At 61.4% G+C, this 25,962-nt stretch carries 26 protein-coding genes and 1 pseudogene; 14 read left to right on the top strand and 13 right to left on the bottom strand.

All coding sequences use genetic code 11. The features are described 5' to 3' along the window. Positions 1-45: 45 nt before the first annotated feature. Positions 46-1,095: a uroporphyrinogen decarboxylase gene (gene hemE, locus BD293_RS03700; RefSeq protein WP_142079920.1), complete on the bottom strand. Its 1,050-nt coding sequence runs from the start codon at positions 1,093-1,095 to the stop codon at positions 46-48. Between the two features lie 107 nt (positions 1,096-1,202). On the opposite strand from hemE, the gene hemC reads away from it, so the two are divergent. The 4 genes from hemC (at position 1,203) to BD293_RS03720 (ending at position 6,179) form a co-directional block, all read left to right on the top strand. Further along, positions 1,203-2,159 carry a hydroxymethylbilane synthase gene (gene hemC / locus BD293_RS03705; RefSeq protein ID WP_142079921.1) on the top strand — a complete coding sequence of 319 codons (957 nt, stop codon included), beginning with the start codon at positions 1,203-1,205 and terminating at the stop codon, positions 2,157-2,159. A 55-nt stretch (positions 2,160-2,214) separates the two neighbouring features. Beyond that, positions 2,215-3,639 carry a YcjX family GTP-binding protein gene (locus BD293_RS03710; protein WP_142079922.1) on the top strand — a complete coding sequence of 475 codons (1,425 nt, stop codon included), beginning with the start codon at positions 2,215-2,217 and terminating at the stop codon, positions 3,637-3,639. Then, positions 3,636-4,640, top strand: a complete 1,005-nt coding sequence (locus BD293_RS03715; RefSeq protein ID WP_142079923.1) for a YcjF family protein — start codon at positions 3,636-3,638, stop codon at positions 4,638-4,640. The genes BD293_RS03710 and BD293_RS03715 overlap by 4 nt, the downstream gene beginning before the upstream one ends. 255 nt (positions 4,641-4,895) lie before the next feature. Further along, the gene (locus BD293_RS03720; RefSeq protein ID WP_142079747.1) at positions 4,896-6,179 is read left to right on the top strand and encodes an IS4 family transposase; all 1,284 of its coding nucleotides are present in this window, start codon (positions 4,896-4,898) and stop codon (positions 6,177-6,179) included. 98 nt (positions 6,180-6,277) lie between these two features. Here the strand turns inward: BD293_RS03720 and BD293_RS03725 are convergent, their stop codons facing one another. The 5 genes from BD293_RS03725 to BD293_RS03745 form a co-directional block, all read right to left on the bottom strand. Further along, positions 6,278-6,844 (bottom strand): peroxidase-related enzyme, encoded by a 567-nt coding sequence (locus BD293_RS03725; RefSeq protein ID WP_142079924.1) that lies wholly within the window; start codon positions 6,842-6,844, stop codon positions 6,278-6,280. Beyond that, positions 6,841-7,572 carry a GNAT family N-acetyltransferase gene (locus BD293_RS03730; RefSeq protein WP_142079925.1) on the bottom strand — a complete coding sequence of 244 codons (732 nt, stop codon included), beginning with the start codon at positions 7,570-7,572 and terminating at the stop codon, positions 6,841-6,843. The genes BD293_RS03725 and BD293_RS03730 overlap by 4 nt, the downstream gene beginning before the upstream one ends. Then, complete coding sequence (locus BD293_RS03735) at positions 7,569-8,300, bottom strand: competence/damage-inducible protein A (RefSeq protein ID WP_142079926.1); 732 nt, start codon at positions 8,298-8,300, stop codon at positions 7,569-7,571. The genes BD293_RS03730 and BD293_RS03735 overlap by 4 nt, the downstream gene beginning before the upstream one ends. A gap of 90 nt (positions 8,301-8,390) precedes the next feature. Beyond that, positions 8,391-9,173 (bottom strand): DUF2189 domain-containing protein, encoded by a 783-nt coding sequence (locus tag BD293_RS03740; RefSeq protein WP_142079927.1) that lies wholly within the window; start codon positions 9,171-9,173, stop codon positions 8,391-8,393. A gap of 118 nt (positions 9,174-9,291) precedes the next feature. Continuing rightward, positions 9,292-9,837, bottom strand: a complete 546-nt coding sequence (locus tag BD293_RS03745) for an NADPH-dependent FMN reductase (protein ID WP_142079928.1) — start codon at positions 9,835-9,837, stop codon at positions 9,292-9,294. 124 nt (positions 9,838-9,961) lie between these two features. Here BD293_RS03745 and BD293_RS03750 point away from each other — a divergent pair, with 124 nt between their 5' ends. Further along, positions 9,962-11,617 (top strand): thiamine pyrophosphate-binding protein, encoded by a 1,656-nt coding sequence (locus BD293_RS03750; protein ID WP_142079929.1) that lies wholly within the window; start codon positions 9,962-9,964, stop codon positions 11,615-11,617. 104 nt (positions 11,618-11,721) lie between these two features. On the opposite strand, the gene BD293_RS03755 is transcribed toward BD293_RS03750, so the two are convergent. From BD293_RS03755 to BD293_RS03765, 3 genes are read right to left on the bottom strand one after another with little or no spacing between them, the layout of a single operon-like run. Then, positions 11,722-12,369, bottom strand: coding sequence for an HAD family hydrolase (locus BD293_RS03755; RefSeq protein WP_142079930.1), 648 nt, complete (start codon positions 12,367-12,369; stop codon positions 11,722-11,724). Next, positions 12,366-12,935 (bottom strand): 16S rRNA (guanine(966)-N(2))-methyltransferase RsmD, encoded by a 570-nt coding sequence (gene rsmD, locus BD293_RS03760; protein ID WP_142079931.1) that lies wholly within the window; start codon positions 12,933-12,935, stop codon positions 12,366-12,368. Before rsmD ends, BD293_RS03755 begins: the two co-directional genes overlap by 4 nt. After that, positions 12,932-14,134 (bottom strand): NAD(P)/FAD-dependent oxidoreductase, encoded by a 1,203-nt coding sequence (locus tag BD293_RS03765; RefSeq protein WP_142079932.1) that lies wholly within the window; start codon positions 14,132-14,134, stop codon positions 12,932-12,934. The genes rsmD and BD293_RS03765 overlap by 4 nt, the downstream gene beginning before the upstream one ends. An 83-nt stretch (positions 14,135-14,217) precedes the next feature. On the opposite strand from BD293_RS03765, the gene BD293_RS03770 reads away from it, so the two are divergent. The 5 genes from BD293_RS03770 to BD293_RS03790 all read left to right on the top strand — a co-directional run bounded on the left by BD293_RS03770 (position 14,218) and on the right by BD293_RS03790 (position 18,334). Continuing rightward, positions 14,218-14,706: a peroxiredoxin gene (locus tag BD293_RS03770; RefSeq protein WP_142079933.1), complete on the top strand. Its 489-nt coding sequence runs from the start codon at positions 14,218-14,220 to the stop codon at positions 14,704-14,706. Further along, on the top strand, positions 14,706-15,878 hold the full coding sequence (locus BD293_RS03775; protein WP_142084295.1) for a GNAT family N-acetyltransferase: 1,173 nt from the start codon (positions 14,706-14,708) through the stop codon (positions 15,876-15,878). The genes BD293_RS03770 and BD293_RS03775 overlap by 1 nt, the downstream gene beginning before the upstream one ends. A gap of 1 nt (position 15,879) precedes the next feature. Continuing rightward, on the top strand, positions 15,880-16,167 hold the full coding sequence (locus tag BD293_RS03780) for a 4a-hydroxytetrahydrobiopterin dehydratase (RefSeq protein WP_211840988.1): 288 nt from the start codon (positions 15,880-15,882) through the stop codon (positions 16,165-16,167). Positions 16,168-16,300: 133 nt separating this feature from the next. Further along, the gene (locus BD293_RS03785; protein WP_142079935.1) at positions 16,301-17,404 is read left to right on the top strand and encodes a THUMP domain-containing class I SAM-dependent RNA methyltransferase; all 1,104 of its coding nucleotides are present in this window, start codon (positions 16,301-16,303) and stop codon (positions 17,402-17,404) included. Positions 17,405-17,473: 69 nt separating this feature from the next. Then, entirely contained in the window at positions 17,474-18,334 is an 861-nt protein-coding gene (locus BD293_RS03790) for an alpha/beta fold hydrolase (RefSeq protein ID WP_142079936.1), read from the top strand. Between the two features lie 105 nt (positions 18,335-18,439). Here the strand turns inward: BD293_RS03790 and BD293_RS03795 are convergent, their stop codons facing one another. Continuing rightward, positions 18,440-18,667, bottom strand: a complete 228-nt coding sequence (locus BD293_RS03795) for a DUF2842 domain-containing protein (RefSeq protein ID WP_142079937.1) — start codon at positions 18,665-18,667, stop codon at positions 18,440-18,442. Continuing rightward, entirely contained in the window at positions 18,667-19,959 is a 1,293-nt protein-coding gene (locus BD293_RS03800) for an adenylosuccinate synthase (protein ID WP_142079938.1), read from the bottom strand. The genes BD293_RS03795 and BD293_RS03800 overlap by 1 nt, the downstream gene beginning before the upstream one ends. A 169-nt stretch (positions 19,960-20,128) precedes the next feature. Between BD293_RS03800 and secG the strand changes: the two genes are divergently transcribed. The 3 genes from secG to BD293_RS03815 all read left to right on the top strand — a co-directional run bounded on the left by secG (position 20,129) and on the right by BD293_RS03815 (position 23,059). Then, positions 20,129-20,494 carry a preprotein translocase subunit SecG gene (secG, locus tag BD293_RS03805; protein ID WP_142079939.1) on the top strand — a complete coding sequence of 122 codons (366 nt, stop codon included), beginning with the start codon at positions 20,129-20,131 and terminating at the stop codon, positions 20,492-20,494. Positions 20,495-20,660: 166 nt separating this feature from the next. Then, a complete protein-coding gene (locus BD293_RS03810) occupies positions 20,661-22,304 on the top strand; it encodes a CTP synthase (RefSeq protein WP_142079940.1) in 1,644 nt (547 codons plus the stop codon). A gap of 77 nt (positions 22,305-22,381) precedes the next feature. Further along, a complete protein-coding gene (locus BD293_RS03815; protein ID WP_142079941.1) occupies positions 22,382-23,059 on the top strand; it encodes a dimethylsulfonioproprionate lyase family protein in 678 nt (225 codons plus the stop codon). A gap of 30 nt (positions 23,060-23,089) precedes the next feature. Here the strand turns inward: BD293_RS03815 and BD293_RS03820 are convergent. Further along, positions 23,090-23,326: pseudogene (locus tag BD293_RS03820) on the bottom strand (zinc-binding dehydrogenase); the annotation flags it as partial. Between the two features lie 184 nt (positions 23,327-23,510). On the opposite strand from BD293_RS03820, the gene BD293_RS03825 reads away from it, so the two are divergent. Beyond that, entirely contained in the window at positions 23,511-24,794 is a 1,284-nt protein-coding gene (locus BD293_RS03825) for an IS4 family transposase (RefSeq protein ID WP_142079747.1), read from the top strand. A gap of 5 nt (positions 24,795-24,799) precedes the next feature. Here BD293_RS03825 and BD293_RS03830 read toward each other — a convergent pair whose 3' ends face one another. Continuing rightward, a complete protein-coding gene (locus BD293_RS03830; RefSeq protein WP_142079943.1) occupies positions 24,800-25,900 on the bottom strand; it encodes a hypothetical protein in 1,101 nt (366 codons plus the stop codon). Between the last annotated feature and the right edge of the window lie 62 nt (positions 25,901-25,962).

Raw genomic sequence — 25,962 nt, forward strand, 5'->3', positions numbered from 1 at the left:
CGACAGGGCGGCCCGGTTTTGCGCCGGGCCGCTAGACAGCTTTCGTTAGGCGCGGAAATTTCGCACAGTCTCGATCATCAGCGCCACGTTTTCCGGGTCGCCATCGGGGGTGATGCCGTGGCCCAGATTGAAGATATGCGGCCCGCCTCGGAACGCGCGGACAACACGTTCGGTCGCATCCACCAGCGCCTGCCCGCCTGTCACCATATGGCTGGAAGCCAGATTGCCCTGCACGCAGCCATCGACGTGCACATGTTCAGCGCCCCATTCGGGTGTGATCGAATTGTCCAATGCTACGCAATCAGCGCCGGTGGCGCGGCCAAATCCGATATACCCTTCGCCTGCTTCGCGCGGAAAGGCGATGATGGGAATGCCGGGGTGGCGTGCCTTCAACTCGGTGATGATCTTGCGCGCGGGCTCCAGCGAGTAGCGGATAAACGCGTCACCCTTCAGCGATCCGGCCCAACTGTCGAAAATCTTGACCACCTCGGCCCCTGCGTCGATCTGCATCGACAGATATTCGATGGTCGCCGCCGTTATCCGGTCGATCAGCGCATCAAACGCTTCCGGCGCGCCAACGCGCATGGCGTGCGCGGGGGCTTGATCGGGGGTGCCGCGACCGGCGATCATATAGGTGGCCACTGTCCATGGCGCACCTGCAAAGCCGATCAATGTCGTCTCGGCGGGCAATTCACGCGACAGGATTTTCACAGTCTCATAGACAGGCGACAGGGTGTCGTGAATCGCATCCACGGGCTTGAGCGCCTGAACCCCGGCCATGTCGTTCAGTGTGGACAGGCGTGGCCCTTCGCCGGTCACAAACCACAAATCCGCCCCCAGCGCCTGCGGGATCAGCAGGATATCGGCAAACAGAATCGCCGCATCGAATCCGTAGCGACGGATCGGCTGCAAGGTCACTTCGGCGGCCAGTTCGGGGTTGTAGCACAGCGACAGGAAATCGCCTGCCTGCGCGCGCGTGGCCTTGTATTCGGGCAGGTACCGCCCGGCCTGACGCATGATCCAGATGGGCGGCGTGGGCAGCGTCTCGCCCGCAAGGGCACGCAGAATGGTCTTGGTAGGGGCGGTCGCAGTCATATGGCTCTCTCCTTGGTCCCGTTCTCGTCCCAAGACAGGCGCGTAATGTCAAGTCTGCGATACACTCTGCGCTTGTCAGGGCCGCGGCGCGCAGCTAATCAAGTCACATGAAACACAGCTATCCGACCCCCGACCAGCCCCTGAAGATCGGCACACGCGGCTCTCCGCTGGCGCTGGCACAGGCCCATGAGACACGCGCCCGCCTGATGGCCGCCCATGACCTGCCAGAGGCAGCGTTCGAGATCATGGTCATCAAAACCACAGGCGATGACCGCACCCTGATTGATGCCGACCGCCCCCTGAAGGAAATCGGCAACAAGGGCCTGTTCACCAAGGAAATCGAAGAGGCGATGATCGAGGGGCGCATCGACATTGCTGTCCATTCGATGAAGGACATGCCGACGCTGCAACCCGACGGGTTGTTGCTGGATTGCTACCTGCCGCGCGAAGACACGCGCGATGCCTTTGTCTCGCGCCATGTGAAAACGATTGCCGATCTTGCCCCTGGTCAGGTGGTTGGCACCTCCAGTCTGCGCCGCCGCGCGCAGCTGCTTAACCGCCGACCTGACCTGAAAGTGGTGGAATTTCGCGGCAATGTTCAGACGCGGCTGAAAAAGCTGGATGATGGCGTTGCCGATTGCACCTTTTTGGCCATGGCGGGATTGCACCGCCTGAACATGGTTGAGGTTGCGCAATCCGCCATTGCGCCCGAAGATATGTTGCCTGCCATCGCCCAAGGCGCAATCGGGATCGAGCGGCGCACGGATGATGCGCGTCTGGCTGAAATGCTGGCCCCGCTCAATGACCTTGCGACAACGCAGCGTCTGGCCGCTGAACGCGCCTTTCTCGCCGCTCTCGACGGGTCATGCGAGACGCCGATTGCAGGGCTTGCGCTGATCGACGGGGCCGATATCTGGTTGCGCGGCGAAATTCTGCGCCCCGACGGGTCGGAACGTCTGTTCGAGGAAGGTCGCGCGCCGATTGCGGATGGCGCTGATCTGGGTCGTGATCTGGCCGCCAAGCTGCGCGCCCGCGCGCCTGCGGATTTCTTTTCCTGGCTCTGAGACTGGCATCCACAGCCCCGCCCCCTTATCTGACATTACGACAAGGGGGCTGCGTATGGTGATCGGCAGGTTGACAGATGGGGTGTTGCGCGGCGTCGACCGCGTGGCCACGGGTGTAAGTGGCACCCTGTCCGAGACATTCTTTGAACCCACCTTGCGGCTTGGTGTCACCGGCCTCAGTCAGGCGGGCAAGACGGTGTTCATCACTTCGCTGGTGGCCAATCTGCTGGACCGGGGACGCATGGGCCGGATGGGGGCCGTGGCAGGTGGCCATATCGAGGCGGCGTTCCTGCAACCCCAACCCGATGACACGCTGCCCCGGTTTGACTATGAGCGCCATCTGGCCGCCCTGACGGGCCCCGACCCGCATTGGCCCGAAGGGACGCGCCAGATTTCGCAACTGCGCCTGTCCTTTCGTGTGCGCCCCGGCGGGTTTCTGAGCGGTATGCGGGCACCCCGCGTGCGCCATGTCGATATCATCGACTATCCCGGCGAATGGCTGCTGGATCTGGTGCTGCTGGACAAGAGCTATGCGCAATGGAGCGCCGAGGTGCTGGCGCGTATGGAAAAACGCGATTTCGCAGCCGATGCTCTGGCGCAGTTGCAAGCGACCGATGCCAGTGCCCGCCATGACGAGGCGACGGCCCAAGCGCTGACCGAAGCCTTCACCACCTATCTCAATCAAGCCCGCGCGCTGGGGTTGCCTGACATTACTCCTGGGCGGTTTTTGTTGCCGGGCGATCTGGCAGGCTCTCCGGTGCTGACCTTTGTGCCGCTGGCAGGGACAGGGGGGCGCGGCTCGCTGGCGCGCGAGATGGCGCGGCGCTTTGATGCATATAAGTCGCAGGTCATCCGGCCCTTTTTCCGCGATCATTTTGCCCGGATCGACCGGCAGGTGGTGCTGGCCGATGTGCTGGGCGCGATCCATGCGGGGCCAGAGGCGGTGGACCGCTTGGGCCAGACCCTGACCGAATTGCTGGCCGCATTTCGACCGGGGCGCAATGCGTGGCTGACGCGGCTCTTGGGGGGCAAGCGGGTTGAACGCATCCTGTTTGCCGCCACCAAGGCCGATCATCTGCACCACATCCAGCATGCGCGGCTGACAGCGATCATGGCCGCGTTGTTGCGCCAGTCGCGCGACCGCGCTGATTTCGCAGGCGCACGCACGCAGGCACTGGCCATCGCCGCACTCCGCGCCACGGTTGAGGAAACGCATGACCGCGACGGGCAGACATTGGACTGTGTGCGCGGGCGCTTGCTGGACACTGGGCGGCAGGCGGCGTTTTACGCAGGCGAGTTGCCTGCCGATCCGATGCAGGTGGTGGGGCCCGCGCGCGCAGGGGCCGCGCAATGGCTGGATGCCGACTATCAGATCATGCGCTTTGCCCCCGCCCCTCTGACCCGCGCGCCCGGTGACGGGTTGCCCCATATCCGGCTGGATGCGGCTGCCGATTTTCTGCTGGGGGATATCCTGCAATGAGCAAATCCAAACCCTTGCTGATCGACCTGCCCGAAGGGGCCGAATTCGACCCCAGCACCGCGCCGCCGCCCCCCGATGAGGATCTGCCCCCGCCCGAAGGGCGCGCCATGCAGATGGCGCTGCGCGCAGGCCGTGCGCGGCTGTCGTTCTGGGGGCGCTTTGGCCTGTCGGCGCTTGCCGGATTTTTGGCGCTTGCTGTCAGTGTCGCGGCTTGGGATTTCGTGACCTCGCTTGTCGCGCGCAACACCGCGCTTGGGTATCTGGCGCTGGGTCTTTTGGCGGTGATCGGCGTTGCGGCCCTGACATTTGCGTGGCGCGAATGGGCCGGGTTCCGCCGCCTGCGCCAGATCGACGCGCTGCGCGGGCAGGCCGCCGCGGCGCGCCAGCAGGTTGACCTCAAACTGGCAAAAGATGTCATGCTCGCCCTCAACGCGCTGTACAGCACGCGGCCCGAATTGCGCTGGGCGCGCGCGCGCCTGACAGAGATGGCCCCTGACCAACTCGACGCGGAGGGGCTTCTGGCGCTCAGCGAAACCACCTTGCTGGCAGAGTTGGATGCCCGTGCGCGCCGCGAGGTTGAAGCCGCCGCCCGGCAGGTCGCCTTGCTGACCGCCCTGATCCCGCTGGCGCTGATCGATGTTCTGGCCGCACTTGTCAGCAATCTGCGCATGATCCGCCGGGTCGCCGAAATCTATGGTGGGAGGGCAGGTACACTCGGCAGCCTGCGCCTGCTGCGGGGTGTTATCACGCATCTTCTGGCAACAGGGGCCGTGGCCGTAAGCGAAGATATGATCGGCTCGGTTGCCTCGGGCAGCGTCATTTCCAAATTCTCGCGCCGCTTTGGCGAGGGGGTGGTCAATGGCGCGCTGACCGCGCGGCTTGGCATTGCCGCGATTGAAATTTGCCGCCCCTTGCCGTTTCAGGCACTGCCCCGCCCGCGCACCAGCCATGTCATGAGCCGCGCGCTCAGCGGCCTGTTTGACAAACCCGCACAGAAGTAACTCCGGCTCACATTTTCTTGCCAGAAATACTCACGGGGGTTTCCCAAGGGGGGGCGTGCCCCCCTTTGGGGCGCTAAGGGATGCACACATCTTTGGCTGTGCGCTCCGGTTTTCGGCACTTGACCGTTTTTGTTGCGCATGATTCGATCGCTCTACCTAAAGTGGGAGGGCGTCTGTGGTGACTTCGGAAGGCTGGAGGCTGGGTGATTTCGGAGACGAACGCCTGGCAAAAAGGGGGGTCTGCTGCTCGCAGCAATGGTGGCGCGCACGAGCACCTGTCTTCGGCGTCTGGCGGGTGGCCGCCGCAGTGGGATTGTCGGATTTTCGCGCTTTCTGGCCAATCCGCGCGTGACGGCTGAGGCGGTGATTGAAGGCTGGGGAGCGGAGCTTTCGCAAGCCTGCGCGGGGCGGCATATTCTTGCGATTCAGGACAGCAGCGACTTCAATTTCTCGACAACCAAAGAGCGCAGTCGCGGACTGGGTGCAATCGGCAAGGGGTCTGGGCGCGGTGTTTTGCTCCACGCGATGCTGGGTGTGGATGCCGAGACGGGTGGCATTCTGGGTTTGGCCGCGGGCCGGATATGGACACGCGATGGCCGCGTAAGTGTTCCCCACCGGGCCCGCCCCCTGTCCGAGAAGGAATCGCATCGGTGGCTGAGCACGGCAGAGGCTGCCAAGACAGTTCTGGCCCAGGCGCATATGGTGACTGAAATCGGCGATCGCGAGAGCGATATCTATGAGAAATGGGCACGATTGCCGGAGCCGGGCTTTCACATCCTGACCCGTGCCATGACGGATCGCTCAATCCTGGAAGGTGGCGGCAAGCTGTCCTCTGCCCCGCTGAAATTGGCAGGTACGGCACAAGTGGCGATGCGCGCACGCCCAGGGCGCCCGGCGCGCACCGCCAGACTTGAGGCCCGATTTGGCCCCGTTACGATCAAGCGTCCTGCCAATCTGGCCAGACAGCCGGGGCTGGCCGAGACGGTGGAGGTCAGCCTGATCGAAGTCAGCGAGGTGAATGCGCCACCGGGCGCCGAGCCCATCTCATGGCGGCTTTTGACCACTCACAAGGTCGAGGATGCGGACATGGCCTGGCGCGCGGTAAGCTGGTACCGGCAACGCTGGCATATCGAACAATTCTTCCGCACCCTGAAGCAACAGGGGTTGCAACTGGAGGACAGCCAACTGGAAAATGCCGAGCGGTTGATCAAGCTGACCGCGATTGCCGCCCGCGCGGCCTGCACCATCATGCAACTCGTTCAGGCGCGCGATGGCAAGTCCGGGCAAGACGCCAAAATCGCCTTCTCATCCTCCGAAATCCAGACCCTTCATGCTCTCCTGCCCGAACTCGAAGGCAAGACCGCGCTCCAGAAAAACCCTCACCCGCCGGAAACACTTGCCTGGGCCGCGTGGATCATCGCCAAGCTCGGCGGATGGGACGGCTACCCAAAATCCAAACCGCCAGGTCCAATTACATTCCGACATGGCCTACAATACTTCAAATCCGTCTCACACGGATGGAAACTCAGAAATGTGTGAATCGCCTAGCTTTGGGGCGGGGGGTTCAGCTCTGGTCGCAGACCAGAGATGCCGGGGGGCAGCCGCCCCCCGTCCCCCCTCTCAAGCAGCGCACCCTCTCAGCGGGCTTGCGCGTGATAGTCCGGGTTCGGTTCCATCCCTGTGGCCGAGGCCACGCGGTTCGTCATCGAGAAGAACCCCACCACCGCGATAATGTCGAAAATATCGCGGTCGGTGAAGCCGTGCGCGCGCACTCCTTCGCGGTCGGCGTCACTGACCTTTGCACTGGCTTCAGTCACAAGGGCGGCGAAATCCAGCATGGCGCGGGTGCGCGGGTCCAAGGGGGCGGCGCGGTAGTTCATCACCATCGCCTCGCCCAAGGCCGGATCGCCGGACAGCTCTCGCACTGCCGCGCCATGCGCCACCTGACAATACCAGCATCGGTTGATCGACGAGACAACGACCGCGATCATCTCGCGCTCCAGCTTGCTCAGCCCGCTCTCGCCCAGCATCAGATCACTATACATCGCGACAAACGCGTCGAACTTTGCCATATCGAACAGATAAGCCTGCAACACATTGGGCACCATGCCCAGCTTTTCCTCGCAAAGCTGCAAATAGCGCTTTGTGCGTTCGGGCAGTTCTGACGTGGCGGGCAGATCCAGCCGTGTGACCTGTCGTGTCATTGTGGTGCCTCCTTCAAACCCTGCTCGCGGTAGTGATAGCGCGCGCAGACTTGCAGGCCAAGCCGCTCGTAGAGTGTGCGCGCGCCGGTATTCGCGTCTGTCACAGCGAGTGCCAGCATATGCGCCCCTTGCGCCTGCGCCCACCATGCAGCCCCTTGCACGATCAGCGCGCCAACGCCCTTGCGCCGCATATGGGGCAGCACTTCGATGGCATGAACCATCGCAATCTTGTCATGCAGTGCACAAAATGCGACGCCTGCGGCGCGGTCCTCGATGCGCGCGACCAGTCCCGTTTTTTGGGTGCAGGCGCGCTCCATCACTGCGGTCCGCGCAGGGCCAATGCCCCCTTCGGCCCAGATATCGCGCATGATCGCCAAAGGTGGCCAGATATCGAACAGGCTGACATGCCCCGGTTTGCGCGCCAGATCGGCAACGGGGCCTGCATAGATGACTGTCGGGTCCAGCAAGTTATAGCCGCGTCCGGTCAGCACCGCGTCCAGTGCCGCCTCACCTGTGGTCAGTCGAAACAAGGGCCGCTGTCCGCGTGCCTGCATCCACGCTTCTGCTGTGGAAAGGGGGGCGTCGTCGTGCAGCGGGCTTGCCGCCGAGACGCGCTTGCCCCCGCCCGCACCATCGCGCAAGCGCCAGCCATCTTGCGTGTGGGTGGCTTGCGCAGGCCATGTTGCGTCCAGTGCGGCCATCAAACTGGCCGCGTCTGGCAGGCTCATGCCACCGCCTCGGGGAAGAGTGCGGCCAGTTTGACAAGGGCCGCATCCACCCGCGTCTTGTCTTCGCCGCGCACGACGACAGTTGCGCCAAATGCCCCGTCACGCTGAAACGGGTAGCAGCCAATGGACAGTTCTGGAAAACCCTCGGCCAGCGCTTTGAGGTCCGCTGCAATCTCGCCCTCGCCGCGTGGGATGGTCAGGTTCTGGGCGTAGAGGGCCGCACCCGCAGCAAGGCCAGGCAGAAGGGCCGCGACCATAGCCTGAAACACCGCAGGCACGCCCGCCATCACATGCACATTCCCGATCGAGAAGCCCGGCGCACTGGACACCGGATTGTCGATCAGGCGGGCCCCGTCGGGAATGCGCGCCATGCGCAGGCGCGCGGCGTTCAATTCCAGCCCTGTGCGGGTGTAATGCTCGGCCAGAATGGCGCGCGCATCATCGCGGATATCCACCCCCACCCCAAAGGCGGCGGCCACGGCATCGGCGGTGATGTCGTCATGCGTGGGACCGATCCCGCCCGACGTGAAGACATGGTCATATTCGGCCCGCAACGCATTTAACGCGACCACGATGCGGTCATGCTGGTCGGTGACGATGCGCACTTCGCGCAGGTCAATGCCGCGCGGGGCCAGTTGCCCGGCCAGATAATGCATATTCGCATCGCGCGTGCGGCCCGACAGGATTTCATCGCCGATGACAAGCATCGCGGCTGTGGGATTGGACATCGGCCTTCTCCAAAAAACGACTTTGGACAAGGTATAGGAGGGCGCGTGGCAGGTTCCAACCCCCCTACGCGCGACGGATGCTGTCGTGGGTCAGGCCTTGGGGGTAGCAACCGCGCGGCGGTATATATGCCATGTCGCATGGCCCAGCACCGGCAGTGCTATGAACAGGCCCAGAAACAAGGGCACCATCGCCACGAACAAGGTTGCCGCGATCACGGTTGCCCATTTCAGCATGATTTGCGGGTTCAAGCGGACGGTTTCCAAGCTGGCAATCATCGCGGTCATGAAATCGATATCGCGTTCCAGCAACATGGGCAGGCTGACCACCGTGATGGCAAACAGCGCCATTGCCACCAACGCCCCAGCAGCGGACCCGATCAGCAGCATCATAACACCGGGAAATGACGCCAGCAGCGAAAGCGATTCGGTGCCAATGCCTGATTGTGCCATGAAAATAGCGAAAATGCCGCGTGCAAGGATGATCCAGAAACCGAAGATGATCAGGACGACCACGCCCATGACCAGCAATTGCTCATCGCCGCGCCCGCGCATTGCGCCAAGGATGCCCCCCCATTTCATCGGCTCGCCTGCCTCGCGGCGGCGGCTGACTTCATAAAGGCCGACGGCTGCGAAGGGCGCGAAGAGCGGAAATCCTGCTGCAATGGGGATGAACCACGCCGCCTCTCCTCGGGCAAAAAGCCCGAAATACAGCGCAATTCCCGCCACCACATAGAAGGCCGCGAAAAACAGTCCAAAAGCCGGATATGCCTTGAAGTCACTCCAGCCCGCAGCCAGGGCCGCGCGCAGGTCTTTTTCTGACAGATCGCGCGCAATCTCTACAGGCGCGATCTGTGCGTGTTCGGTCATGCTCATCGGTTTCCCTCCCTGAAACGAAGGAGGGTAGCGTGCCAAAAACTGCCTTGCCGATCAAGTTTTTCAGCACATGGGACTGATGATCACGCCGAAATGCCGGTTTTTTGGGTCGCGCCCTTCAACCAGAGTGCGACTGGCCCGCGCTGCGCAAATCCTGCATCAATTCATTGAGCAGTTTCGTCGCCATTTCATCGGTCAGATTGCCCTGATCGTCAAAAGCTTTCGACGGGTTCGACAGCAACATTTCCGGCCCTTGCAACAAATAGGGGCGAAACGCGACCATCATCAGGCGCAGGGCAAATTGCGTGCGCTCCCCGCCCGCGCGCCCAGCGGCAGCCGAGACAATGGCCACGGGCTTGTCCTTCCACGGCGCACCGCCACGGCTAAGCCAGTCGAGGGCGTTCTTCAGTACACCGGGGGGCGCCTTGTTATATTCCGGGCATGCGATGACAACCGCGTCTGCGTTGGCGATCAGGTCTTTCAGCTTGGTGACTTCGGCGGGCATGCCCTGCGCTTCCAGATCTTCGTCAAACAGGGGCAGGCGCAGATTGCCCTCTGCAAATTCCGCCGGACCAAAAGCCTCTCTTGCGGCATGCATCAGTTTGCGATTCCAAGACTCTTTACGCAATGATCCGCACAACCCCACCAGTTTCAACTCAGACATGATATCTCCTGTTACTATTCGTCACACCAGCTATGACTCGGGGAACGAAAGGCAATCCTGACGGGTTGCACCCGAGCGAGATATCTCTCACTCTGGTAGTGAACATGTGAAAAAAGAGGGTTCGATGACACAACGACATGGCGGGCAGATTCTGGTGGACCAGTTGAAGGCACAAGGGGTCACGCGGGTCTTTTCGGTTCCCGGCGAAAGTTTTTTGGCGGCCCTTGACGGGCTGTACGAGTCTGGCATCACAAATATCGTTTGCCGCCATGAGGGCGGCGCCTGCATGATGGCCGAGGCCCATGCCAAGCTGACCGGCCAGCCCGGTATCGTTTTTGTGACGCGCGGGCCGGGGGCCAGCAATGCGTCCAGCGGGATACACGTGGCGCGGCAGGATTCGACGCCGCTGATTATGTTTGTGGGCCAGATCGACAACCGCCACCGCGACCGCGAGGCGTTTCAGGAAGTGAATTACCGCGAATTCTTCAAGCCTATCGCCAAATGGGCCGCCGAGGTGGACCATACCGAACGGCTGCCCGAATATATCAGCCGCGCCTTTCATCAGGCCAGTTCCGGCCGCCCCGGCCCTGTGGTGCTGGCGCTGCCCGAGAATATCTTGTCAGCGCACGTGGATGTGCCGGATATTCCCGCAGTCGCCCCCACGCCGCCCTCGGTCTGTTCCGAGCAACTGGACGCGGTGCAAGATATGCTGTGCAAGGCCAAGCGCCCGCTGGTAATTGCGGGCGGGTCGGTTTGGTCGGCAGAGACGGCGCAGGCGTTGGGGCAGTTTGCCGATAATTTTGGCCTGCCTGTCTGTGTGACCTTCCGGCGGATGGACCGGATCGACAACCGCCACCCCAATTACGCGGGTGATCTGGCCGTGGGCATGAACCCCAAGCTGGCGCAGCGACTGCGTGATGCGGATTGCCTGCTGGTTATTGGCTCGCGTCTGGGGGACATTGCAACAGGGGGTTATGAGCTGCTTGATCCGGCCAACCCCGGCAAGACGATCATCCATATTCACCCCGATCCCGATGAGTTGGGGCGCGTGTTCCGGCCCGATCTGGCGCTGGCCGCACCGGCGGTGGATGTGATTGCGAAACTCAGCCAGCGCGCGGCACCGGATCACCCCGACTGGGCCGAATGGACCCGCGCGGCGCATGACGACTATCTGGCATGGGTCACACCTGTGGAAACCCCCGGCGCGGTGAAGCTGGAGCAGGTGATACACCAACTCTCCGACATGTTGCCTGACAATGCCATCGTCACCAATGGGGCGGGCAATTACGCGGCCTTCCTGCACCGCTACCTGCGCGCACGTGCCTTTCCGGGGCATCTGGCCCCGACATCGGGGTCGATGGGATATGGCTTTCCGGCGGCGATTTCGGCCAAGTTGGAGCACCCCGACCGCCCCGTGATCTGTTTCGCAGGGGATGGCTGTTTTCAGATGACTCTGAACGAGATGTCGACCGCCCGCCAATACGGGGCCAATATCGTGGTGATCGTGTGCAATAACGGCCAATATGGCACGATAAGGATGCATCAGGAAAAGACCTATCCGGGCCGCGTCAGTGGCACGCAGATGTTCAACCCCGATTACGCAGCCCTTGCCCGCGCGTATGGCGGGCATGGCGAGCGGGTGGAGCGGACGCAAGATTTTGCGGGTGCCTATCAGCGGGCAACGGATGCGGGTCTGCCAGCTGTGATCGAACTGGTGCTGGACCCTGACGCGCTGTCGCCCGGATTGACAGTGGCGGGGGCGCGTGCGCTGGCCAAGTGAGGCGCTTGAGGGAGAGGGGCGAGGGCGCTGCCCTCGTCGTCAGCATCGCTTGAACCCGTGGCGCGACGCTGACCCCTCCTTTGAGTATTTTTCGCAAGAAAATGTTACAGGCGCAGCAACTCTGGCAAGTGGCTCATGTCATGGAAGACCTGCGCCCCCTCGGCGCTGAGATGTGCGCCGGTATCATGGGGCGCAAAGCCGTAGCAGCGCATGGCGGCGTTGCGCGCAGCGCGCGCGCCTGTGGCGCTGTCCTCGATCACCACACAATCGGCGGCGGCAGCGCCAAGGGCTTGGGCAGCGTGCAAGAACAGGTCCGGCGCGGGTTTGGGGGAGGGGACATGTTCGGCCGAAAACATCCGGCCCTGCATGCGCGCCCAAAGGGCAGGGTGCTGGCCAAGGGTGATTTCCATCTTGGCCATCCGCCCGTTGGACGCGACGCAATAGGGAATTTTCGCCTGATCAAGCATGTCCATCACGGGCAGCACGCCCGGTATCACATCGACCCCGAGTTTCAGAAGCGCATAGATGCGGGCATACATATCTGGCACCCAGCCTTCGGGAATGGTTGCGCCCAATTCCGAAGCGCGTTGCCCGGCGCTGGCAATGGTGCCGCCCACGAACAGGCTTGTGACTTGCGAGATTTCCAGAGCCAGTCCGCGCTGTGCCAGATCGTCACGCAGCAAGGTCAGGGTCAGGGGTTCGCTGTCTACGATCACACCGTCGCAGTCGAAGATTACAAGCGCGGGCGTCATGGGGCCTTCTTGCGGCGCAAAAGGGTGACATGGGTTTCGCCATAGCGGCGCTGGTCCAGAAGTTCAAACCCTTCAGGCGCCAGTTGCGGGCTGGCTTCTTCCCACATGATCCGTGCATCCGGTGCGATCCAGCCGCCAGCAAGTGCAGAGGCAAGAGCGGCTTCGCCCATGCCCTTGCCATAGGGCGGGTCCAGAAACACCAGCGAAAAACCGGGGCCGCGATTGTCGCCTAATTTTGTGGCGTCGCGGCGAAACACCCGTGTGCAGCCCATGGTATGGGTTTTCTCGATATTGGCGCGCATCAATGCGCGGGCTGCGGCCCCGTCATCAACAAAGGTACAGTGTGCGGCCCCGCGCGACAGGGCTTCCAGCCCCAGCGCGCCCGTGCCAGCAAACAGGTCAAGCACGCGCGCGCCGTCCAAGTCTGCACCGTGGCTGCCATTGATCAGCAGGTTGAAGATCGCCTCTCGCACGCGGTCTGACGTGGGGCGCAGATGCGCGTCCGCGTCGCCCGCGCCAAGTTCGGCCAGTTTCAGCCCGCGATATTTGCCGCCGATGATCCTCATGCGCGCAACAGCGCCTTGAGGTCGGTTTGCGGGTCCGCGATTGCGGCTTTGTCCGGGCTGCGCCTTTGTTCCAGCAACCGTTTGCCCACCATAAAGGCGCGCGGATCGCCCATTGCGTCGACCGCAAGGAATTTATCGCCTGCGAAATACCAGTGGCTGCGGGCATCCGTTTGCCGGACTACGACATGGTCATAGCCGGTATTCAGGCCCGCAATCTGCAATTTCATGTCGTACTGATCCGACCAGAACCACGGCACGGGGTCATAGTCCTTGGCGGCACCCAGCATGTTTTCGGCCACCAATTCCGCCTGATCAATGGCGTTCTGCACGCTTTCCAGCCGCAGATACGTGCCACGGTACGGGAAGGAAGCGCAATCGCCTGCGGCCCAGACGTGGCTGTCGGATGTGCGGCCCTGCGCATCGACCTTGATGCCGTTCTCGACCTGTAGCCCGGCAGTTTCAGCCAGCGCAGTGGCGGGCATGATCCCGATGCCGGCAATCACAAAATCAGCGTCCAGATGGGTGCCATCGCTCAGGCGCACCCCTGTGACATGGGTGTCGCCCTCGATCCGCTCCAATCCGGTGGAGGTCAGGATACGCACGCCGTGGCCCTCGTGCAGCGCATGTACCGCCGCCGATGTCTCGGGGGCGGCAACGCGTTGCAGGATGCGCGGGGCCATTTCCAGCACTGTGACGTGCAGTCCTTTTTTGGCAGCGACAGCGGCTGCTTCTAGCCCGATATAGCCGCCACCCACGATGATCACGCGCCGACCGGCTGTAAATTCGGGTGCCATTGCATCGACATCAGCAAGGGTGCGCACGACATGCACGCCGGGGAGCGCGCCGCCGATTGTGGCAGGCAGGTGGCGCGGCACAGATCCGGTGGTGAAGGCCAGCGCGTCATAAGCAAAGACCTTGCCACCAAGGCGCAGGATCTGTTCGCCGCGGTCCATACTCTCGACCGGCGCGCCGAGATGCAGGTCGATCTGATGTTCCGCGTAAAAGCTCTCGGGGCGCAGAAACAACCGCTCTTGCGTCATTTCGCCCAAGAGATAGGCTTTGGACAGGGGCGGGCGCTGATAGGGGGGTACAGCTTCTTCGCCAATCAGCGCGATTTGCCCCGCAAAGCCCAGACTGCGCAGCTTGGCAACAAGGGAAGCGCCGGCCTGACCGGCACCGATTACGACAATTCTGTTCATTCTGCTTCTGCCCCTCTGGCCGCTCTGGCACGATACGCTATGTTCTGTGCACAAATAACCATAACAATCACAGGAGCCAATCCATGACACTCGCTACCGGGGATAAATTGCCAGAGGCCAGCTTTAGCCGCATGGGCGAAAACGGGCCAGAGCAGGTTGATTTGTCCAGCCTGAGCAAGGGTCGCAAGATCGTGATCTTTGCGGTGCCGGGCGCATACACCCCCACATGCCATTCCGCGCATGTCCCGAGCTTCATCCGCACCAAGGATGGATTCGCCGCCAAGGGCGTGGAAGAGATTGTCTGCCTGTCGGTCAATGATCCGTTCGTGATGAAGGCTTGGGGCGAGTCGACAGGCGCGACCGCAGCCGGGCTGACATTGCTTGCGGATGGCACAGGCGCGTTCACCAAGGCAATCGGTATGAGCTTCGACGCAGCCCCTGTCGGGCTGATGGGCCGCTCAAAGCGCTATGCGATGCTGGTCGAAGATGGCACCGTCACGCTTTTGCATGTCGAGGAAGGCCCCGGCGTGTGTGAAGTGTCGGCTGGTGAGGCATTGCTGGCGGCGATGTGATGGATGGCTGCGCGCTCTCGGTGACGCTGAACAGTGATCTGGGTCAGATTGATCCCGGCGACTGGGACGCGTGCGCCAACCCCGATGGCGCGCAGCCCCCGCTTGACCCATTCACCACGCATCGGTTCCTGCATGCGCTGGAGCGCTCTGGATCAGTGGGCGCGGGCAGCGGGTGGGAGCCGCGTCATATATTGGTACATCAGGGCAGTGACCTGATTGCCGTTGCGCCGCATTATGTGAAGTCGCATTCGCAGGGAGAGTATATTTTCGATCACGCCTTTGCACAGGCCTATGCGCGGGCAGGGGGGCAGTATTACCCCAAGCTGCAAGTGGCGGTTCCGTTCACACCTGCAACAGGTCGGCGGTTCCTGTGCAAGCCCGGCTTTGAAGCGCAGGGCGCCGCCGCGATCCTGCAAGGCATGGCGCAGATTGCGCGCGACAACAGGCTGTCATCTGCGCATGTAACCTTTTGCACTGAGGACGAGGCCGCACTTGGCGCAGAGCAAGGCTATCTGCACCGCGTGACAGAGCAATTTCATTGGGAAAACCCCGGTTATCAGGATTTTGAGGGCTTTCTGGCAGCACTTTCGTCGCGTAAACGCAAGACCATCCGCAAGGAACGCGCCACGGCACTTGGGTTTGGCGGTACGATCCGCGCGCTGACGGGCGATGCGCTGGAGCCAGCGCATTGGGATGCGTTTTGGGAATTCTATCAGGATACAGGCATGCGCAAATGGGGCACGCCCTATCTGACGCGGGCATTTTTTGATCTGGTGCAGGACCATTTGCGCGACGATGTGTTGCTGGTGCTGGCCGAGCGTGACGGAGAACCGGTCGCGGGCGCGTTGAATTTCATCGGGCAGGATGTGCTGTTCGGGCGCTATTGGGGCTGTGTCGAGGATCACCCCTGCCTGCATTTCGAGCTGTGCTATTATCAGGCCATGGATTTCGCCATCGCGCGCGGACTGGGCCGGGTTGAGGCGGGCGCGCAGGGAACCCACAAGCTTGCGCGGGGTTACATGCCCTCAAGGGTGCATTCGTTGCATTACTTTCCCGAAGCGGGATTTCACAAGGCCGTGGCGCGGTATCTTTCGGAAGAAGGCCGCGCGATCGAGTATGAGATGCGCGCGCTTGCAGATTTCGCGCCATTTCGCAAACCGGATGGAGGATAGAATGGCTGAGAAACTGACGGATCGCACTGTGCTGGATGTGCTGATGGGCGCAGGCTGGAGCATGGTGGACGGGCGCGATGCCATCACCAAGGAGTTCGTTTTCGCCAATTTCATCGAGGCATTTGGCTTTATGTCGCGCGCGGCTTTGGTGGCCGAGAAGATGGGGCACCACCCTGAATGGTTCAATGTTTACAAGACAGTGTCCGTGACATTGAGCACGCATGATGTGGGTGGATTGTCGGAACTTGACGTAACCCTTGCCAAGCGCATGGACGCGCTGGCCGGATAGGGCGGGCAAAAGCGCGCTTTGCGTGGCCCACCCGCCCACCCTCGTGCGGGTCGCGTTTCACGCGCCCCGCCCTTGCCACGCAAAGCGCGCTTTAGCGCTGGCCATAAGCGGGATTTCCCCGTATCGGCGCTGCATGAGTGATCAGAATTTTCAGATATTCCTCGCCTGCCTTCCGGGGCTAGAGCCTGTTTTGGTGGACGAGGCGCGTGCTCTTGGCCTGCCGAACCCTGTTGCGGTACCGGGCGGGGTTGAGGCGTCGGGCGATTGGAACACGGTCTGGCGCGCCAATCTGTGGCTGCGCGGGGCCAGCCGTGTGCTGGTGCGCATTGGGGAATTTCGCGCGATGCATCTGGCGCAGTTGGACAAGCGCGCGCGCAAATTCCCTTGGGGGGATTTCCTGCGCTCAGATGTTCCGCTCAAGGTCGACGCCATGTGCGCGCGTTCAAAAATCTATCACAAGGGGGCTGCCGCGCAGAGGGTGGAACGCGCGATTGCCGAAACGCTTGGCGCGCCGATTGATGCGGCGGCTGGGCTGCGCTTGATGGTGCGGATCGAGGATGATCTGGTGACCCTCTCGCTCGACACGTCCGGCGAGGGGCTGCACAAGCGCGGCCACAAGCTGGCGACGGGCAAGGCACCTTTGCGTGAAACCATGGCGGCGTTGTTTCTGCGCCAGATGGGCTATGATGGCACCCAGCCCGTGCTGGACCCGATGTGCGGATCGGGCACATTTGTGATTGAAGCCGCCGAGATTGCATCCGGCCTTGCTCCGGGGCGGACGCGCAGTTTTGCGTTCGAGCAATTCGCCAGCTTCAATGCCTCTGCTTGGGATAAGATGCGCGCTAACCCGTCGCGCACGCCGCCCTTGCAGTTTTTCGGCTTTGACCGCGATCAGGGTGCTGTGCGCAACAGTGAACAGAACGCGGAACGTGCAGGGGTGTCCGATTGTACGCAGTTTGTGTGCCAGCCCCTGAGCGCGCTGATGCGCCCCGACACGCCCCCCGGACTGGTGATGATCAACCCGCCCTATGGCGCGCGGATCAGCAGCCCGAAGCTGCTTTACGGGCTCTATGCAAGCCTTGGTGAGGTCTTGAAGACACAGATGAGGGGCTGGCGGGTCGGTCTTGTCACGTCGGACCGCAAGCTTGCACATGTGACCGGTCTGAACCTGACCCCCGGCCCACTATTGCCGCATGGCGGGCTGAAGGTGCAGTTGTTCCAAAGTGGGGTGCTGTAAGCCCTCACCGGCCATTGAACATTTCGCAGGGCCCTGCGAAGCTGTCATCATGAATGACGGAGGCAAGGCATGTATGTGTCGGTAAACGGGGCAAAACTGTTCTTCGATGTGGACGGCGAGGGTCTTAAGCCAGATGGCAAAACCATGCGGCAAAAGCCAACAGTTATCATGGTCCATGGTGGACCGGGCGCAGACCACACTGTGGCAAAGCCATACTTTTCGCAACTGACAGACATCGCGCAGGTGATCTACTATGATCACCGGGGCAACGGGCGAAGCGATGCATGCGACGAAACCAGTTGGAACCTAGCGCAATGGGGCGACGATCTGAAGGGGCTTTGCGATGCCTTGAGCGTCGAAAATCCTATTGTGATCGGCACCTCGTTCGGCGGTTTCGTTACGCTGTCTTATGCAACCCGTTACCCCGGCCATCCGGCGGGTCTGGTGCTGATCAGCACAGCGGCCAAGGTGCATTTTCAAAGCATTTACAAGGCCTTTGAGCGCCTTGGCGGAAAAGAGATCCGCGATATTGCCAAGGCCTATTGGGAAAACCCTACAGCAGAGGGACGAGCGCTCTATCGGGATCGCTGCGTGCCGTATTATAGCTGCAACAGCTCTGCATCGACAGATTGGTTGTCGCGCATCTTATGGAAGAATGAAACGGCCCTGTGGTTCAATGGACCGCTCAACGAACATGGGCGCATGGATTTTCGCGCGGCTCTTTCCAAGATTGAATGCCCGACACTGGTTCTGGCGGGAGAGTATGATCCCATCACTCCGCCTGAGTTTAGCGAAGAAATCGCAGCCGGGTTGCGCCCCGAACAACTCACTTATCTTAAATTTCCTGATTGCGGGCATGGAGTGGTGGGTGACAAGCCCGACGACGCCCTCATCGCGCTACGGCGCTTCATCCAATCCGTGCAAGTTTAGCGGCGGAACGGTAGCTACTTCCCGCATCGCTGCCCCGCCAACTTACGTCCCGCAAGCGAAGCTGCGACGGAACATAAGCGCGAACGAAGGGTCACATGACGCGCCCTAATCCTTGCGCCGGGCGTCCGGGTCTGGCTGGCTGATGCCCATGAACAGCTTTTTCAGCGGAAACGCCCAGAGAATTCCGAGCACGACATAAATCGTAAGTTCCAGCAAGAAGGGGGGCCGCTCAAAAAGGGTGACTATTGTAACCGCCACCACGATATAGAGCGGCAAGGCCACCACCAGCGCAAACAGCGCCCAACGTCTACGTGCTTTCCAGGATAAGGTCATCAGTCTGCAAACGGGTCCGTGACTAGGATTGTATCTTCGCGTTCGGGTGAGGTGGAAAGTAGGGCGACCGGGCAGTCAATCAACTCTTCCACGCGGCGCACATATTTGATCGCATTCGCGGGCAAGTCAGCCCAACTGCGCGCGCCCTCAGTGGTTTCGCTCCAGCCCGGCAATTCCTCATAGATCGGGGTGCAGCGGGCTTGCTGGTCGGCGGCGGTGGGCAGGTAATCCAGCCGCGTGCCGTCCAGATCATAGCCCACGCAGATTTTCAGCATCTCGAACCCGTCCAGCACATCCAGCTTGGTCAGCGCAATGCCCGTTACACCCGACGTGGCGCAGGTCTGGCGCAGCAGACAGGCATCAAACCAGCCGCAACGGCGTTTGCGCCCGGTTGTGGTGCCAAATTCACGCCCGCGCGTGCCCAGACGCTCGCCATCGTCATCGTGCAATTCGGTCGGAAAGGGGCCTTCGCCGACGCGGGTGGTATAGGCTTTCACAATACCAAGGACAAAATCGATCGCGCCGGGGCCGACACCCACGCCCGTTGCGGCCTGTCCGGCGATGACATTGGACGATGTGACATAAGGGTATGTGCCGAAATCGACATCCAGCAGCGCGCCCTGCGCCCCCTCGAACAGGATACGTTTGCCAGCCTTTCGCTTGTCGTTCAGCACCTTCCACACAGGGGCCGCGAATTTCAGGATCTCAGGCGCAACCTTGCGCAGATCGGCCAGAAGCGCGTCGCGGTCAATCGCGTCCAGCCCCAGCCCCGCGCGCAGCGCATTGTGATGCACCAATGCGCGGTCGACGCGCATCTCCAAGGTCGCATCATCGGCCAGATCGGCCACGCGGATCACACGGCGGCCCACTTTATCCTCATAGCATGGCCCGATTCCACGGCCTGTCGTCCCGATCTTGGCGACAGAATTCTGATTTTCGCGGGCGCGATCCAACTCTCCGTGAAACGGCAGGATCAGCGGTGTATTCTCGGCGATCATCAATGTCTCGGGTGTGATCTCGACGCCCTGATCGCGGATGGTGGCAATCTCGCTCAGCAGGTGCCAGGGGTCCAGCACGACACCATTGCCGATAATGGACAGCTTGCCGCCACGCACAACGCCCGAGGGCAGCGCATGCAGCTTGTAGACCTTGCCATCAATCACCAGCGTGTGACCTGCGTTATGCCCGCCTTGAAACCGTGCGACGACATCGGCACGTTCGGACAGCCAGTCCACAATCTTGCCTTTTCCTTCGTCACCCCATTGAGCGCCGACAACAACGACATTGGCCATAAGTGATCCCCTGATAAGATATGCGACCCGACAGCCCTCATAGCGCTGTCGCGCCGGAACTGAAACCCGAAATAGCATCTGGCGCCAACTCGGCTGTTCTGCAAACAGGGGTTGCGGGACAGCGCCTCAGCGCCTAAGTAGGCCGCGTAACGAAAGACGGGTTGTCCTGATGCAAAATGTCGTGCTGATTGTCCATCTCTTGCTGGCGCTGACGCTGATCGGCGTCGTGCTTGTGCAGCGCTCCGAAGGTGGGGGGCTTGGCATTGGCGGGGGCGATGGCAACGCCAGCGCAGGCCGTCCGCCGCTGACGGCTATGGCCAAGCTGACTTGGGTGCTTGCCGCTGCGTTCATTGCGACATCGCTGACGCTGACTGTCATTGCAGCACAGCAATCCGCCACAAGCTCGGTTCTGGACCGTCTGGGCACGCCGACCGCACCTACCGAGCCGACTGTGCCGTCGCTGCCTTTGGGCGATGGCTTGTTGCCGCCGCCCGTTGCCGATGACACTCTGGCACCCCCCCCGGCCGACGACTAGGGGGTCGTCACAAGAACTAGTATGGGGCGCGTTTTTTTACCGCCCGATCTTGCGGCTGTCTTGCGGTCTTGCGGAATCTGGCGTATTCCTCGACTCCCGTGGTGGTCGTTGCCTGAAAGCAGGCATTTGACCAGCGAAATGCAGTTTCACGGGGGGTCGCAGGACCATGGCGCGCTATATCTTCATTACCGGCGGTGTTGTTTCCAGTCTGGGCAAGGGGCTTGCTTCGGCCGCACTTGGTGCGTTGCTGCAAGCACGTGGTTTCACAGTGCGTTTGCGCAAGCTGGACCCCTATCTGAATGTCGATCCCGGCACGATGTCGCCGTTTGAACATGGCGAGGTGTTTGTCACGGATGACGGTGCGGAAACCGATCTGGACCTTGGGCACTATGAGCGATTCACCGGTGTCGCTGCACGGCGCACTGATTCGGTGTCATCGGGGCGGATTTATTCCAATGTGCTGGAGAAAGAACGCCGCGGCGATTATCTTGGCAAAACGATTCAGGTGATCCCGCATGTCACCAACGAGATCAAGGATTTCCTTGCCATTGGTGAGGATGAGGTTGATTTTATGCTGTGCGAAATCGGTGGCACAGTGGGCGATATCGAAGGCCTGCCGTTTTTCGAGGCCATCCGCCAGTTCAGCCATGAGCGCCCGCGCGGGCAGTGTATTTTCATGCATCTGACGCTGCTGCCCTATCTGGCCGCGAGCGGAGAGTTGAAAACGAAACCCACGCAACACTCGGTCAAGGAATTGCAATCCATCGGGATTGCGCCCGATGTGCTGGTCTGCCGGTCAGAGCATCCGATCCCTGAAAAAGAGCGCCAGAAAATTGCATTGTTCTGCAATGTGCGCCCGGACGCTGTGATCCCCGCGTATGATCTGAAGTCGATCTATGAAGCGCCTATGGCGTATCACGGGGCAGGGCTGGATCAGGCTGTGCTGGACGCATTCGGCATCAACCCCGCGCCGCGCCCCAATCTGGCCCGTTGGGAAGATGTGATGGACCGGTTGGCCCATCCAGAGGGCGAGGTGCGCATCGCCATTGTGGGCAAATATGTGCAGCTTGAAGACGCTTATAAATCCATCAAGGAAGCGTTGGTACATGGCGGTATTGCCAATCGCGTGAAAGTGCAGGTTGACTGGATTGATGCGAGTGTTTTTGACGCGGCTGACCCCGGACCCGCGCTGGAAGCTTATCATGCCATCCTTGTGCCCGGCGGATTTGGCGAGCGCGGCACCGAAGGCAAGATCAAGGCCGCGACCTATGCGCGGACCAAGAAGATCCCCTATTTTGGCATCTGTCTGGGCATGCAGATGGCCTGTATCGAGGCGGCGCGCAACCTTGCCGGAATTGACGATGCAGGCTCGGAAGAGTTTGACCTTGAAGCGGGGCACAAGCGCTTCACGCCGGTTGTTTATCACCTGAAAGAATGGGTGCAGGGCAATCACAGGATCGAGCGCAAACTGGGCGATGACAAGGGCGGCACGATGCGGCTGGGTGCCTATAATGCGGCGCTGAAAGAAGGCTCGCGCGTGGCGCAGATTTACGGCAGCACCCGGATCGAGGAACGCCACCGCCATCGCTATGAGGTGGATACGAAATTCCGCGAAGCGCTTGAAGGCAAGGGTCTGACCTTCTCCGGCATGTCGCCGGATGGCAAATTGCCCGAGATTGTCGAGCATGAAGACCATCCGTGGTTCATCGGGGTGCAGTTCCACCCAGAGTTGAAATCAAAGCCATTTGATCCGCACCCGCTATTCGCAGATTTCGTGCGCGCGGCGGTCGAGGTGTCGCGTCTGGTGTAAGCCGGGTTGTCGCTGACAGAATAGGCCGTGTCGCACATGGAAATGCACAGATTGTGCATTTCGGGCATGCGGTGCCCATGGATCAAAGCGCGTTGCCCTACCGCCTGTCAGACCGCCCCGCATGGGGTTATCTGTTGCGTGATTTTCTGGAAATGTATCGCGCGCTGCCCGCAGGTGGCAGCGTCAAGATCAGGGCGCATCAGCGCCTTGTGCGCGAACGTATCACCGGTGTGTTGCGCGCGAACCCCAGTTTGCGCGACACGGATGCGGCCAGCAAACCTGTTACCCTGCATTTGCAACGCGCATTGGATCAGGGGCGCGGCACCTCTATGTCGCGTGTTATTCGCAGCATAGACGGGCTGCGCGACCAGCTTTCGTGGCAATATGGCTATGACAAGGTGCCGCGCGGACTGGACCAGAAATACGCCTATGCGGAACTTGTCGGCCCGACCGGGCCGGTGCTGAGCGATCAGATCATTTTGGGGCTGGTGCTGTTTGCGCCAAGCTGCATCTACCCAACACATGCGCATGACGGGATCACCGAAAGCTATATCTGCCTGTCGGGTGCGATGTCGCAAAACGATCAGGGTGTGTATGTGCCCGGCTCTATGATCTTCAACCCGCCGGGGCAGATGCACCGGATCACCGTTGCTGATCTGGAGCCGTCCTTGCTGGCCTATGCGTGGATCGGCCCGCATGAGAAACTGACATCGCAAAAAATGGTGTTCACCCGCAAGGCGCGGCGGCAAGGCTAGGGTTTGCCCGCCGCCGGTGCCGTCACAGCCTTAGCACAGCAAAACGGAACTGCCGGTCGTGCTGCGGGCTTCCATCTGCCGATGGGCCTCGGCCACATCTTCCAATGCAAATTCCTGTCCGATACGTATCTTGACCTTGCCGCTTTCGACCATTTCGAACAGTTGCGCGGCCATGGCCTGACAAGTGTCATGATCGGCAATATGCGTGAACAGGGTGGGCCGTGTCAGTTGCAAAGAGCCTTTCGCGCCCAGAACACCCAGATCGAAGGCTAAGGGATGCACACATCTTTGGCTGTGCGCTCCGGTTTTCGGCACTTGACCGTTTTTGTTGCGCATGATTCGATCGCTCTACCTAAAGTGGGAGGGCGTCTGTGGTGACTTCGGAAGGCTGGAGGCTGGGTGATTTCGGAGACGAACGCCTGGCAAAAAGGGGGGTCTGCTGCTCGCAGCAATGGTGGCGCGCACGAGCACCTGTCTTCGGCGTCTGGCGGGTGGCCGCCGCAGTGGGATTGTCGGATTTTCGCGCTTTCTGGCCAATCCGCGCGTGACGGCTGAGGCGGTGATTGAAGGCTGGGGAGCGGAGCTTTCGCAAGCCTGCGCGGGGCGGCATATTCTTGCGATTCAGGACAGCAGCGACTTCAATTTCTCGACAACCAAAGAGCGCAGTCGCGGACTGGGTGCAATCGGCAAGGGGTCTGGGCGCGGTGTTTTGCTCCACGCGATGCTGGGTGTGGATGCCGAGACGGGTGGCATTCTGGGTTTGGCCGCGGGCCGGATATGGACACGCGATGGCCGCGTAAGTGTTCCCCACCGGGCCCGCCCCCTGTCCGAGAAGGAATCGCATCGGTGGCTGAGCACGGCAGAGGCTGCCAAGACAGTTCTGGCCCAGGCGCATATGGTGACTGAAATCGGCGATCGCGAGAGCGATATCTATGAGAAATGGGCACGATTGCCGGAGCCGGGCTTTCACATCCTGACCCGTGCCATGACGGATCGCTCAATCCTGGAAGGTGGCGGCAAGCTGTCCTCTGCCCCGCTGAAATTGGCAGGTACGGCACAAGTGGCGATGCGCGCACGCCCAGGGCGCCCGGCGCGCACCGCCAGACTTGAGGCCCGATTTGGCCCCGTTACGATCAAGCGTCCTGCCAATCTGGCCAGACAGCCGGGGCTGGCCGAGACGGTGGAGGTCAGCCTGATCGAAGTCAGCGAGGTGAATGCGCCACCGGGCGCCGAGCCCATCTCATGGCGGCTTTTGACCACTCACAAGGTCGAGGATGCGGACATGGCCTGGCGCGCGGTAAGCTGGTACCGGCAACGCTGGCATATCGAACAATTCTTCCGCACCCTGAAGCAACAGGGGTTGCAACTGGAGGACAGCCAACTGGAAAATGCCGAGCGGTTGATCAAGCTGACCGCGATTGCCGCCCGCGCGGCCTGCACCATCATGCAACTCGTTCAGGCGCGCGATGGCAAGTCCGGGCAAGACGCCAAAATCGCCTTCTCATCCTCCGAAATCCAGACCCTTCATGCTCTCCTGCCCGAACTCGAAGGCAAGACCGCGCTCCAGAAAAACCCTCACCCGCCGGAAACACTTGCCTGGGCCGCGTGGATCATCGCCAAGCTCGGCGGATGGGACGGCTACCCAAAATCCAAACCGCCAGGTCCAATTACATTCCGACATGGCCTACAATACTTCAAATCCGTCTCACACGGATGGAAACTCAGAAATGTGTGAATCGCCTAGCCGATTTCGGGGGTGATGAAGCCATGTTCGCGCACGGCCTCAACGATCAGGGTGAATGGCTCTGCCGGATTAAAGCCCAAGCGCCGGTCCGTGCGCAGGATCATGGCGGTGCCTTCGGGCACATCGGGGGCCAAATCGACCAAGAAATCGGCGTCACGCAGCGCAATGGGAAAGCCGCCCTGTTCGGCCTTGACCTGATCGGGCGAAGTATTGCGCACGAATGTATCACTGACCGGACCGTGACGGCCTGCGTCCATCAACAGCAGGAATTCATCGGTTGGCGCGACGCCCCGAAACCGGGTCATCTGGTCAATCGTGCTCTGATCGAGTGCGGCGCGGGCAATCGCCGGGGGGGGTACATCGACCAGCCAAAGATCCAGATACAAGCCCTCCGGGTCCGCCTGTGCGTCAGGGTCAGAATAGGCCCATCTTGTGCCCTGAAACATGGCATCAATTTCGGCATTGGTGATGCGCAGATGACGGGCCAGCCCCTGTTCGACCAGATCGGCCCAACTCAGCGCCTCGTCATACTCGAAATCGGGACGCGCGGCAGGGGCGGCGATACGGCCCTGCATATGTTCGCGCGCGACCGAATGCGCCGCTGCCATGATGGATGCATGCGCGATCCGTACAGATGCCGTAGCTTTGGTGACGCCGTCCAGTTGCACCAATGACGCGCCCGCATCCGCGCCCCCATATGGTGTGCCGATACTCATCCGCGACCAGATCGACTTGCCTGCATATTGTTCGAAAAACTCTCGAAAGGGGCCCTCGCCCATGCCAGAGATAAAGATAGGCTCGTTATGCTGGACCACGCGCACTGATACAAATGTACCGGCGCGGTTCAGCACGACCAGCGTGTTGATGGGCGCGCCTGCAAACCCCGGCAGTGCGGCATAGGGCGGGGTGGTGAAAGCATACCCCGCAGGTGCGCCGCCGGAATTGACGACGCGGTAAAGTCCCTTGTCGTTCAGCGCCTCACCCAGACCGAAAGGCGGCGGGACATAGGCCAGCATTTCCTCGGGCGTCAGCACCTGCGCGCGCGCAGGCAAAGCGAGCAGAACAGCAAAGATAATTAAGCGGAGAATCATGGCCATGGGACGAAGGATATGGAAGGTGGCGCGGCGCATATGCGACTTTCGATTACGGGTCCGGGAAT

Origin of the sequence: Roseinatronobacter monicus (assembly GCF_006716865.1) — a bacterium.
Lineage (GTDB): Bacteria > Pseudomonadota > Alphaproteobacteria > Rhodobacterales > Rhodobacteraceae > Roseinatronobacter > Roseinatronobacter monicus.

What these genes read in the sequence shown, in the direction of transcription:
- hemE (WP_142079920.1), bottom strand. Translation starts at nt 1,095, where the DNA reads ATGACTGCGACCGCCCCTACCAAGACCATTCTGCGTGCCCTTGCGGGC.
- hemC (WP_142079921.1), top strand. Translation starts at nt 1,203, where the DNA reads ATGAAACACAGCTATCCGACCCCCGACCAGCCCCTGAAGATCGGCACA.
- BD293_RS03710 (WP_142079922.1), top strand. Translation starts at nt 2,215, where the DNA reads ATGGTGATCGGCAGGTTGACAGATGGGGTGTTGCGCGGCGTCGACCGC.
- BD293_RS03715 (WP_142079923.1), top strand. Translation starts at nt 3,636, where the DNA reads ATGAGCAAATCCAAACCCTTGCTGATCGACCTGCCCGAAGGGGCCGAA.
- BD293_RS03720 (WP_142079747.1), top strand. Translation starts at nt 4,896, where the DNA reads ATGGTGGCGCGCACGAGCACCTGTCTTCGGCGTCTGGCGGGTGGCCGC.
- BD293_RS03725 (WP_142079924.1), bottom strand. Translation starts at nt 6,844, where the DNA reads ATGACACGACAGGTCACACGGCTGGATCTGCCCGCCACGTCAGAACTG.
- BD293_RS03730 (WP_142079925.1), bottom strand. Translation starts at nt 7,572, where the DNA reads ATGAGCCTGCCAGACGCGGCCAGTTTGATGGCCGCACTGGACGCAACA.
- BD293_RS03735 (WP_142079926.1), bottom strand. Translation starts at nt 8,300, where the DNA reads ATGTCCAATCCCACAGCCGCGATGCTTGTCATCGGCGATGAAATCCTG.
- BD293_RS03740 (WP_142079927.1), bottom strand. Translation starts at nt 9,173, where the DNA reads ATGAGCATGACCGAACACGCACAGATCGCGCCTGTAGAGATTGCGCGC.
- BD293_RS03745 (WP_142079928.1), bottom strand. Translation starts at nt 9,837, where the DNA reads ATGTCTGAGTTGAAACTGGTGGGGTTGTGCGGATCATTGCGTAAAGAG.
- BD293_RS03750 (WP_142079929.1), top strand. Translation starts at nt 9,962, where the DNA reads ATGACACAACGACATGGCGGGCAGATTCTGGTGGACCAGTTGAAGGCA.
- BD293_RS03755 (WP_142079930.1), bottom strand. Translation starts at nt 12,369, where the DNA reads ATGACGCCCGCGCTTGTAATCTTCGACTGCGACGGTGTGATCGTAGAC.
- rsmD (WP_142079931.1), bottom strand. Translation starts at nt 12,935, where the DNA reads ATGAGGATCATCGGCGGCAAATATCGCGGGCTGAAACTGGCCGAACTT.
- BD293_RS03765 (WP_142079932.1), bottom strand. Translation starts at nt 14,134, where the DNA reads ATGAACAGAATTGTCGTAATCGGTGCCGGTCAGGCCGGCGCTTCCCTT.
- BD293_RS03770 (WP_142079933.1), top strand. Translation starts at nt 14,218, where the DNA reads ATGACACTCGCTACCGGGGATAAATTGCCAGAGGCCAGCTTTAGCCGC.
- BD293_RS03775 (WP_142084295.1), top strand. Translation starts at nt 14,706, where the DNA reads ATGGATGGCTGCGCGCTCTCGGTGACGCTGAACAGTGATCTGGGTCAG.
- BD293_RS03780 (WP_211840988.1), top strand. Translation starts at nt 15,880, where the DNA reads ATGGCTGAGAAACTGACGGATCGCACTGTGCTGGATGTGCTGATGGGC.
- BD293_RS03785 (WP_142079935.1), top strand. Translation starts at nt 16,301, where the DNA reads ATGAGTGATCAGAATTTTCAGATATTCCTCGCCTGCCTTCCGGGGCTA.
- BD293_RS03790 (WP_142079936.1), top strand. Translation starts at nt 17,474, where the DNA reads ATGTATGTGTCGGTAAACGGGGCAAAACTGTTCTTCGATGTGGACGGC.
- BD293_RS03795 (WP_142079937.1), bottom strand. Translation starts at nt 18,667, where the DNA reads ATGACCTTATCCTGGAAAGCACGTAGACGTTGGGCGCTGTTTGCGCTG.
- BD293_RS03800 (WP_142079938.1), bottom strand. Translation starts at nt 19,959, where the DNA reads ATGGCCAATGTCGTTGTTGTCGGCGCTCAATGGGGTGACGAAGGAAAA.
- secG (WP_142079939.1), top strand. Translation starts at nt 20,129, where the DNA reads ATGCAAAATGTCGTGCTGATTGTCCATCTCTTGCTGGCGCTGACGCTG.
- BD293_RS03810 (WP_142079940.1), top strand. Translation starts at nt 20,661, where the DNA reads ATGGCGCGCTATATCTTCATTACCGGCGGTGTTGTTTCCAGTCTGGGC.
- BD293_RS03815 (WP_142079941.1), top strand. Translation starts at nt 22,382, where the DNA reads ATGGATCAAAGCGCGTTGCCCTACCGCCTGTCAGACCGCCCCGCATGG.
- BD293_RS03825 (WP_142079747.1), top strand. Translation starts at nt 23,511, where the DNA reads ATGGTGGCGCGCACGAGCACCTGTCTTCGGCGTCTGGCGGGTGGCCGC.
- BD293_RS03830 (WP_142079943.1), bottom strand. Translation starts at nt 25,900, where the DNA reads ATGGCCATGATTCTCCGCTTAATTATCTTTGCTGTTCTGCTCGCTTTG.